Consider the following 9,385-nt stretch of genomic DNA (forward strand, 5'->3'; position numbering starts at 1 on the left):
CGACTGCACCAGCGCATAAAAACAGAAACCGGCCAAATTTGGCCGGTTTTTCAATATGGGCTCTGTCGATCAGGTTTGGCCGTGGCCAAGTTCATGAGGGGTAAACTCTCCCCGATCCAGAATACGCAGACAGGCATCGACCACGGCTTCATCCAGCTGGACTCCCCGCATGGCCATGATATGGGTTCGGGCCTGCGCAATCCCCAGGGCAGCACGGTAGGGACGATCCGATGACATGGACTCCACTATATCGGCGACCGTGAGAATGCGCGCTTCCAGCAGGATCTGCTCGCCTTTTAACCCTGATGGATAGCCGGAACCGTCGAGATACTCGTGGTGCTGGTGGATCATCCGGGCTATGGGCCAGGGCAGGGCGATATCCTTGAGCACCAGATAACCCGCTGTCGGATGCTCCTTGACCAGATTGAACTCCTGGGGGGTCAGTTTGCCCGGTTTGGTGAGGATCTCGACAGGGACCTGGATTTTGCCGATATCGTGCACCATGGCGCCCAGATAGAGACCGCGTAGCGGTTTATCACCCAACCCCAGTTCTCGGCCGATGGCCAGCGCCAGGGTAGCGACATGCTTCTGGTGTCCGGCGGTGTAGGGATCGCGTTGTTCCAGCACGGCAGCGATGGCTCCCAGCGCATCCTCTAGGGCCAGCTCCAGTTGGCGGGCATGCATGGCTTTTTCACGCTGGGCGGCAAGATAGGCCTGCTGGGTTCGACGTGCCTGCAGGCCATAGGTCAGGTAGTCGGCCAGTCCGTTGAAGAGATGCACCTCCTCATCGGTGAAGGCTCTGGCCTGCGTGCTGTGAATAAGCAGTCCGCCTGGCACAGTGGCTTGCCACTGCAATGGCAGCAGCAGCCGTCCCCTCAAGGTGGCGGAGTGGTGGACCAGTTCGGTGCCAAGTGCTTCGTTGCGCATCTCGCCTGAACTGATTGCACTGATCAGGGCTGCGTCCCGGGTGAGCCAGTTATCGCTGGCAAACCAGACGGCCTGACCTGCCTGCGCCAGGATCTGTACTCTGTTCTGATCAGCGGTCTGCAGTACGGTCACTAGGGGAAAACGGCCATCGAAAGTGATGGCATCACAGATCTCCTGCAGTAGTGTCTGTTCATCCCCCTGCTTGAGCATGGCATGGTGGGCGCGGGTTATTGCTTCCAGCGTCCAGGTATATTGCTGGAGACGCTCCTGCTGCTGTTTCTGGTCGGTGATATCTTCGAAAAAGACAGCGACACCGATCACCTTGCCCAGCTCATCGTACAGGGGAAACTTGGTGGTACTGAGCCAGCGGTCTTCACCCCCTTTCAGATAGGGTTCTTCGTGATGCCGGGTTGTGCCGCTGGCCATGACCTGGAGATCGTCATCCCGGTAGCGTTGGGCCAGCTCGGCCGGGAAAAAATCGGCATCGCACTTGCCAACCAGTTCGGCCGGGGTGAGGGCCAGATCGTCGGCCAGCAGTCGGTTGCAGGCGATGAAGTGTGAACGGGTATCTTTCAACAGGACGCGATAGGGCAGCTGTTCCATCACCTGATGGAGCAGGGCTGCGGTGGGGTGAGAGCTGACGCCCGGTGGCTGAATGGATGGCGGTAGATCTTTTAACATCATCTTGGTGCAACCAGAGTCAGGTGGTAGTAAAGCGGTAGCCCGCTTGCCAGACGGCGAAACAGGCATCGACCACCTGTTCGTCGTAATGCACACCGGCATAGCGCGTCAGCTCGGCGAACGCATCGGTGAGAGAGAGGGCGCGCCGGAACGGACGGTGGGCCGTCATGGCGGCCAGGGAGTCGGCGACCCGTATAATCCTCGCCTCCAGCGAGATCGCATCCCCCTGTAGCCCTTGTGGGTAGCCGCTACCATCGAGATTTTCATGGTGCTGCATCACTATGGTGGTGATGGGCCAGGGGAAGTCAATCTGTTGCAGGATCTCGCGGCCAGTGTCCGGATGCTGTTTGATCAGTTCGAACTCAACCGGCCTCAGTTCCCGCGGGCGTGTGAGGATCTCCGCCGGGATCTGCAGCAGGCCGATGTTATGCACCATGGCCGCAAGACCCAATCCATCCAGCTGCTCTTGCGGCAGTTGCAGCTGTTGACCTATAGCCAGCGCGAGATCATGCACGCGCCGTTCGTGTCCTGCCGTGACCGGATCTTTGTGGGCAATCGCGGAGGAGAGGGCCGCGATGGTCTGAAACAGCAGGGTGCGCTGGCGCTGCTCGCTTTCCTTGATATGGGTGATGTCGACCAGTGCCCCTATGATTCCGGCCACCTCGCCCTGATGGTCATAGAAGAGATCCTTGAAGTTGAGCACCTGGTAGCGGTGGCCGCTGCGATCAAACAGCGTGTGTTCAAAATATTGCGGCTGCCTGCTGCGCAGCACCTCCATGTCCCTTTGGGTATATTCGTCCGCCATCTCCGGGGGCAGGATTTCGTCCACCCGCTTCCCCTGCAGTTCGGCCTTGCTGATCCCGGTGACCTGGGTAAAGGCCGGGTTGCAGCTGAGAAAGCGCCCTTCGACATCCTTGTAGAACACCGGGATGGGAATGGCCTTGAGCAGGGATTCGTTGAGGCGCTGCATGTCGACCAGCTCGGCTTGCTGGCGCCTGGCGAGCTGTTCGCTGTCCTTGCACAACTGGATGGCGCGCGCCAGATTACCGAGCACCGGGCTGAACAGATGGCAGACCGGCACTGTGTGCTGCTGGGGTTGGGGGGCCAGCAGCAAGATGAGATATCCCCCGTCAACCCTGAGCCGATAGGCAAAGTGGTACGGTCGGCCACCGGGGAGAGGCAAGGTCGTTTGCAGCGCACATTGGTCACCTTCAACAATCCAGGCAGGCAAGGAGAGCAGCGAGCCACTGTGCCGGGATAGCTGATCATCACCAATGACCTTGAGCAGCTCATATCCTTCCCGTTGCTGCTGCAATACCACACCAACCGGTGTGGCACAGTGAAACATAAAGCGCTGCACCACCTTGGTGAGCAGGGCATCGAGTGTGACCTCCCGACCGATGCAGAGGGCGAGATCGCAGACAATGGCCATGGCGTGATCGTTATTCATTGCTAACCCTCGCTGAGACAGAGGATGGCACCGTTGTGAAAGAGCGGGTAATCCCCCGGACTTACACTTCCTATCTCGCCAAGAGAGAGGGCCCCGACCAGCTCGTGGGCTCCGCTGTGGCTAAAGAGGGTCTCCAGCTCCAGGGTGCTCTGTTCGCCGAAGTGCTGCTGACGGCCGGCGCAGTAATAGATCTCGAGGCGCTCGGGTGTACCGTGCCGGCCGAGCTTTTCGGCCAGTTCGACAGCGTGCTCTGTGGGGCTTTCCGGGGCTTTCAGCAGTGTGAGAATACTGTGGTCAGGCACCTCTCCGACGCAGAGCAGGGCACCGTCGTCGGTAACGGCGACCGGGATCCGCACGATCACATCGCCATTGGCTCGCAGCAACCCCAAGGGCAAATGTACACCGTACCGATAGAACTGCTCTGGTGTGAGGTTTTGCTGGAACTGTTGCCGGATCAGGGATTGATAGCGGCTAAAAGCCGGCTCCCAGTCGATAAAGGAGATCTTGTTGCCTTCACTGCTGGTGGCGAGCATGGGCTGGGCAGTGAGTTGATAGCCGTGCTCCAGCAAGGGGGGACTGTGGGGGGAGAGCAGTGCACAGCTGACCCCATGCCCCAGCAATCTCTGGGTGTCAAACAGGCAGGGCATGGCTGTGAACTGGCCGCTACCTGCATTGACACCCGCATAGTTGACCCTGTCCGCCAGCCTTAGATAGATCCCCTCGAGCAGGGTTGCAATATTGGGGAGCATGGCGTCAAAGGTGAGAAAGAGGGTGGGAACCTTCTCGGTGTCCGGCCATTCTGCCAGTCGGGACGCCAACTGCTCGCAGATGATATCGGCCAGTGTATCGGCACTGGCTGTAGGGGAGAGCGAGAGCAGCAGAGGATTGTGGGATGCTGGTCGGGGCAACAGCCAAGCCCCCCTTTCGTGGAAACCGTGCCGACTGACAAGGCGTGGAAAGATGGCGCCGCAGAGTTGAATGTTGAGGCGCTGACACTGCTGCTGCAGATCGGCAACGCGTGCGGCATCCCGCTCGGCTAGCAACACATCGAGTCGTTGCCCCTCATAGGGAAGCAATGCATCGGCCAGTGGATGCGCATCAAATTGATGAAAAGTAGGCTGCATCATCGCTCGGAACTCCATTCCTGCCAGTCATCAATATATCAGCAAGGGGGTTGGATGAATACCGGACGAGACCAACGGCTGCACGGGGTGTGAGATGCCAACACAAAAGGGTCTCTGCCAGCAGGCAATCCACATAAAAAAGAAACCGGCCACATGGGCCGGTTTTGAAGGGAAATGAGCCGGGTTACTGCAACACCACCTGCTGGAACCCTTGTACCAGACTGATGACCGGCTGGGGATAGAGCCCCAGCAACACCACCAGGGCGGCAGAGAGCAGTACCACCACACCACCGGAGGAGAGCGCCCAGTCGGCGCTGGCATCGCGCTGCTGCATGCCCGGTTCGCGCAGATAGAGGGTCACCATCACCTTGAGGTAGTAGTAGAGACCCAGTGCGCTGCCGAGCACGATGGCGCCGGAGAGCCACCAGAGCTGCGCCTCGACGGTGACGCCGATGAGGTAGAACTTGCCGATAAAGCCGAGGGTCATCGGGATGCCCGCGAGTGACAACATCATCACCGTCAGTACGGCAGTCAGATAGGGGCGCTTCCAGAACAGACCGCGATAGCTGTGCAGGGAGTCGGCATCCTTGCCGCGATAGGGGCTCGACATCATGCTCACCACCCCAAAGGCACCCAGGCTGGTGAACAGATACATCAGCAGGTAGACCCCGGCTGCTTCCACCGGCATCTGGCCGAATCGGCTCGCCACGATTACCGCCAGCAGGTAACCGAAGTGGGAGATGGAGGAGTAACCCAGCATCCGTTTGACGTTGGTCTGCACCAGGGCCAGCAGGTTGCCGACCAGGATGGAGATGACCGCCATGGCTGCCAGCAGCCAGTGGATCATGGGATCGCTCGCCGCCGGTACCGCCAGATAGAAGCGCAGCAGCACGGCAAAGACCGCCACCTTGCTGACGGTGGCGAGGAAGGTGGCGACCGGTGCCGGGGCACCTTCGTAGACATCCGGGGTCCAGAGGTGGAAGGGGGCCAAGGAGAGTTTAAAGGCAAAGCCGACCAGCATTAACCCCAAACCGCCCATCAGCAGCGGGTGGTGAGCCGGGCTCTCGGCCAGGGTCTGCCCCAGGGCGGCAAAGCTCAGGCTGCCAGCCTGCGCGTAGAGCAGCGCCATGCCAAACAACAGGAAGGCGGTGGCGGCGGCAGAGAGCACCATGTATTTCACCGCGGCTTCCAGCGAGTGGCGCTCGCGGTAGGCGTAACCCACCAGACCGAACATCGGCAGGGTCAGCATCTCGATCCCGATAAAGAGAGAGGCGAGGTGACGGGAGCAGGCCAGCACCAGACCACCGGCAGTGGCGATCAGCAGCAGCAGGAAGAACTCCTCCCGGTTATCCGGATAGGCTTTCAGCCACGACTGGCCGAAGGTACAGGTGGCCAGGGCGCCGATCAGTACCAGCCCCATGTAGAAGACGGCGTAACTGTCCACTTGCAGCAGCGGGGTGACCCCCTGATCCCCTTGCGCCATCACGATGGGCAGCGAGAACAGAGCAAGGTTGAGGCCAACAATGGTCACGGTAAAGGCGGTGGTGACACAGCGGCGCCAGGCGATGGCCAGCATCAGGGCCGCCATGGCCCCGGTGGTCAACAGCAGGGGAAGCAGTACCAGCAGTTGGGAAGCGGAGAAAGTCATTGCAGGGCTCCAGCAGTCGGCAGCAGATACCAGTGCAGCACGTTGATAAGGCTGCTGCTGGCGGTGTCAATCACGGGTTGGGGATAGAGGCCAAGCAGAACCAGCAGGCCCGCGATCACCATCATCATGGTCAGCTCGCGGCGATCCAGTCCCTTGAGCATGCTCTCATCCTTGGCGGGGCCAAAGCAGGCGCGCTGCAACATGATGAGGGAGTAGACCGAGGCCAGTACCAGACCGAAGGTGGCGACTGCCGTGATGACAGGGGCAACCTGGAAGCTGCCGACCAGGATCAGGAACTCGCCGACAAAGTTGCCGGTGCCCGGCATGCCGAGCGACGCCACCGAGAAGAAGAGCATCACGCCGGGCAGATAGCGCAGGCGTCCCCACAGGCCGCCCATCTGGCGCAGATCCCGGGTGTGCAACCGCTCGTAGAGCTGACCACAGAGGATAAAGAGGCCGGCTGCGGAGAGACCGTGGGCGATCATCTGCACCACGGCGCCCTGCAGGGCCAGCTCGCTACCCGAGTAGATGGCGATCATCACAAAGCCCATGTGGGAGATGCTGGTGTAGGCTACCAGCCGTTTGATGTCGGTCTGGGCAAAGGCCACGATGGCACCGTAGACGATCCCGATCAGGCCAAGCACCATGGCGTAGGGAGCAAACTCGGCGGATGCTTCGGGGAAGAGCGGCAAGGCAAAGCGCAGCAGACCGTAGGCGGCGGTTTTGAGCAAAATACCTGCCAAATCCACCGAGCCTGCAGTCGGCGCCTGACTGTGGGCATCCGGCAGCCAGCCGTGCAGCGGCACCAGCGGCATCTTGACCGCGAAGGCGATAAAGAATCCCAGCATCAGCAGCCACTGAACGCCCTTGCTCATCGGTGTATTGAGCAGCTCCAGATAGTTGAAGGTGAAGACTCCGGTGGCATGCTGGTGGGTCAGCACCAGCCCGATGATGGCCACCAGCATGATAAGGCCGCTCACCTGGGTGTAGATGAAGAACTTGGTCGCGGCGTTGATCCGTGATTTGCCGTCAGTGACCGAGTGGCCCCAGAGCGCAATCAGGAAGTACATGGGGACCAGCATCATCTCCCAGAAAAAGAAGAAGAGGAACAGGTCCAGCGCCATAAAGACCCCGAGCACGCCGCCCAGGATCCAGAGCAGGTTGAGGTGGAAGAAGCCGATGCGCTGCACGATCTCTTTCCACGAACAGAGAATGGCCAGTACCCCGATAAAGCAGGTGAGGATCACCATCAAGAGCGACAGGCCATCCACAGCCAGATGCAAAGAGATGCCGAAGCGGGGGATCCACGGCAGGCGCCACTCGGCGGCCCAGGCGGAGGCAGCACCGGAGACGCCCGCGCTGTCGAGGCCGGTCGTGGCAAGGGAGAAATCACCACTTAGCCAGATGGCACAGGAGAGCAGCAGGCTGGCGCTCATGGAGAGCAGGGCTACCCAGCGGACAAACTGCCCGCCGAGACGCTCCATCTGCCAGCAGAGCAAGCCGCCGATAAAAGGAATTAGCAAGATCCAGAGTAAGGTCACGGTATCAGCTCTCGTTTAAGTTCATATGAGATTGCGCTCCCTGTTCCATCAGGGAGAGCAAACAGCCCGGCTGTATGATTGTCCGGTTGTTCATCGCGTTACCCCAGCAGCAACAGCGCCAGCACCAGCACGGCGCCGATCCCCATGGAGGCGGCATACCAGCGCAACTTGCCGGTCACGGTCCAGGCCAGCAGCTGGTTGCCACGCAGGGCAAACCAGGCGGGCAGGCCCATCATCCAGTCCAGCGGATCCTGCCCGACCAGACGGGTCGCCAGCAGATAGGGTTTGACCCACAGCTGGTCATAGAGCCAGTCAAAGCCCCAGGCGTTGAACCAGAGGGTGCTGAGCAGACGACCCGGCGCACTGTTGGCAATGGATGTGGCCAGCCGGCGCTCACCAAGGAACAGAAATGCGGCCAGCACAATGCCTGCGATGGCGATGATGCCGGAGGTGATCTCCAGTGCATGGCGACCCTCTTCGATATGGTCCCCCGGGCCTGCAGGTAGTACACCTGCCAGTGGTGGGGTGATAAGAGCCCCAATGCCGGTAGAGAGCACCAGCAGCACCAGCAGCGGCAGATGGTGAGCCAGACCGTGGCCCGCATGGGCTTTGGTCTGCTCTTTGCCATGGAAGGCGATAAATATCAGCCGGAAGGTATAGAGCGAGGTGAGGAATGCCCCTACCAGACCTGCCCACAGCAGCGCGCTTTGGCCAGAGGCTTCTACTTGCCACAGGATGGCGTCCTTACTGTAGAAACCGGAAGTGACCAGCGGCAACGCCGCCAGCGCCGAGCCCCCCACCAGGAAGCAGGCGTAGACCAGCGGCAAACTCTTGCGCAGGCCACCCATCTTGAAGATGTTCTGCTCATGGTGGCAGGCAACGATCACGGCACCGGCGGAGAGGAACAGCAGCGCCTTGAAGAAGGCGTGGGTCATCAGGTGGAAGATGGCCCCTTCCCATGCGCCGACACCCAGTGCCAGAAACATGTAGCCAATCTGGCTCATGGTGGAGTAGGCGAGGATCCGCTTGATATCGGTCTGAACCAGCGCGGCAAAGCCTGCCAGCACCAGGGTGATGGCGCCAACCAGCCCGACCAGATGGAGGATCTCTGGCGCCAGCAAGAACAGGCCGTGGGTACGGGCAATCAGGTAGACACCGGCGGTCACCATGGTGGCGGCGTGGATCAGCGCGGAGACAGGGGTCGGGCCTGCCATCGCATCCGCCAGCCAGGTTTGCAGCGGCAGCTGGGCTGATTTGCCGACCGCGCCGCCCAGGAGCATCAGGCAGGCCAGCGACAGGGCAGGGGAGCCCTCGGCAAACAGGGTCGGGGCACGAACCAGCAGCTCGTGGATATTGAGGGTGCCCAGTTCCCGATAGAGGATAAACAGACCGATGGCGAGGAAGACATCACCCACCCGGGTCACGACAAATGCCTTGAGGGCCGCCGCTCCGTTCTTGCGATCCTTGTAGTAGAAGCCGATCAGCAGATAGCTGCACAGCCCTACCCCTTCCCAGCCGAGGTAGACAAACAGCAGGTCATCGGCCAGCACCAGAAACAGCATGCTGGCGATAAAGAGATTGGTGTAGGTGAAGAAGCGGGAGTAACCCTCTTCCCCGCGCATATACCAGGAGGCGAACAGGTGGATAAAGAAACCGACCCCGGTCACCACCCCCAGCATGGTCAGCGACAGGCCATCCAGTGCCAGCGAGAAGCTTGGGGTAAAGTTGCCCACCGCCATCCATTGCCACAGGCGCTGGACATAGACGCCCCCCTCGGGCGGGTTGCCCAGAAAGTCGATGCCCACCCACAGGGTAGTGAGGGCCGACAGGCCAATGGAGCCTACCCCGATCAGCGCCGAGGTACGCTCACCAAACCGGCCGAGGGAGAAGGCCAACACCAGCCATCCCAGCAGCGGAAATAGAAAAGTCAGATATAAGAGGCTCATCCGCGCATCTCGCTCACAGTGTCCACGTTCAGGGTGTGGTAACGACGATAGAGCAGCAGTAACAGGGC

6 protein-coding genes and 1 pseudogene are annotated in these 9,385 nt (G+C 60.6%); all 7 read right to left on the reverse strand.

The features are described from left to right. Positions 1–69: 69 nt before the first annotated feature. Complete coding sequence (locus G5358_RS10480; RefSeq protein WP_254203392.1) at positions 70–1,611, reverse strand: HD domain-containing phosphohydrolase; 1,542 nt, start codon at positions 1,609–1,611, stop codon at positions 70–72. A 16-nt stretch (positions 1,612–1,627) separates the two neighbouring features. Further along, positions 1,628–3,058 carry an HD domain-containing phosphohydrolase gene (locus G5358_RS10485; RefSeq protein WP_421204736.1) on the reverse strand — a complete coding sequence of 477 codons (1,431 nt, stop codon included), beginning with the start codon at positions 3,056–3,058 and terminating at the stop codon, positions 1,628–1,630. Positions 3,059–3,060: 2 nt separating this feature from the next. Then, positions 3,061–4,185 (reverse strand): FIST signal transduction protein, encoded by a 1,125-nt coding sequence (locus G5358_RS10490; RefSeq protein ID WP_421275105.1) that lies wholly within the window; start codon positions 4,183–4,185, stop codon positions 3,061–3,063. Between the two features lie 181 nt (positions 4,186–4,366). Beyond that, positions 4,367–5,830 (reverse strand): NADH-quinone oxidoreductase subunit NuoN, encoded by a 1,464-nt coding sequence (gene nuoN, locus G5358_RS10495; protein WP_421324060.1) that lies wholly within the window; start codon positions 5,828–5,830, stop codon positions 4,367–4,369. Continuing rightward, positions 5,827–7,371, reverse strand: coding sequence for an NADH-quinone oxidoreductase subunit M (gene nuoM / locus G5358_RS10500; protein WP_005337249.1), 1,545 nt, complete (start codon positions 7,369–7,371; stop codon positions 5,827–5,829). The genes nuoN and nuoM overlap by 4 nt, the downstream gene beginning before the upstream one ends. Before the next feature lie 98 nt (positions 7,372–7,469). Next, on the reverse strand, positions 7,470–9,317 hold the full coding sequence (gene nuoL, locus G5358_RS10505; RefSeq protein ID WP_216953927.1) for an NADH-quinone oxidoreductase subunit L: 1,848 nt from the start codon (positions 9,315–9,317) through the stop codon (positions 7,470–7,472). Next, a pseudogene (locus G5358_RS10510) lies at positions 9,314–9,385 on the reverse strand (NADH-quinone oxidoreductase subunit K); the annotation flags it as partial. The pseudogene G5358_RS10510 and the gene nuoL, both read right to left, overlap by 4 nt.

The sequence above is a fragment of the Aeromonas sp. 604176 genome, assembly GCF_049170755.1.
In the GTDB taxonomy this organism is placed as follows: domain Bacteria; phylum Pseudomonadota; class Gammaproteobacteria; order Enterobacterales; family Aeromonadaceae; genus Aeromonas; species Aeromonas veronii_A.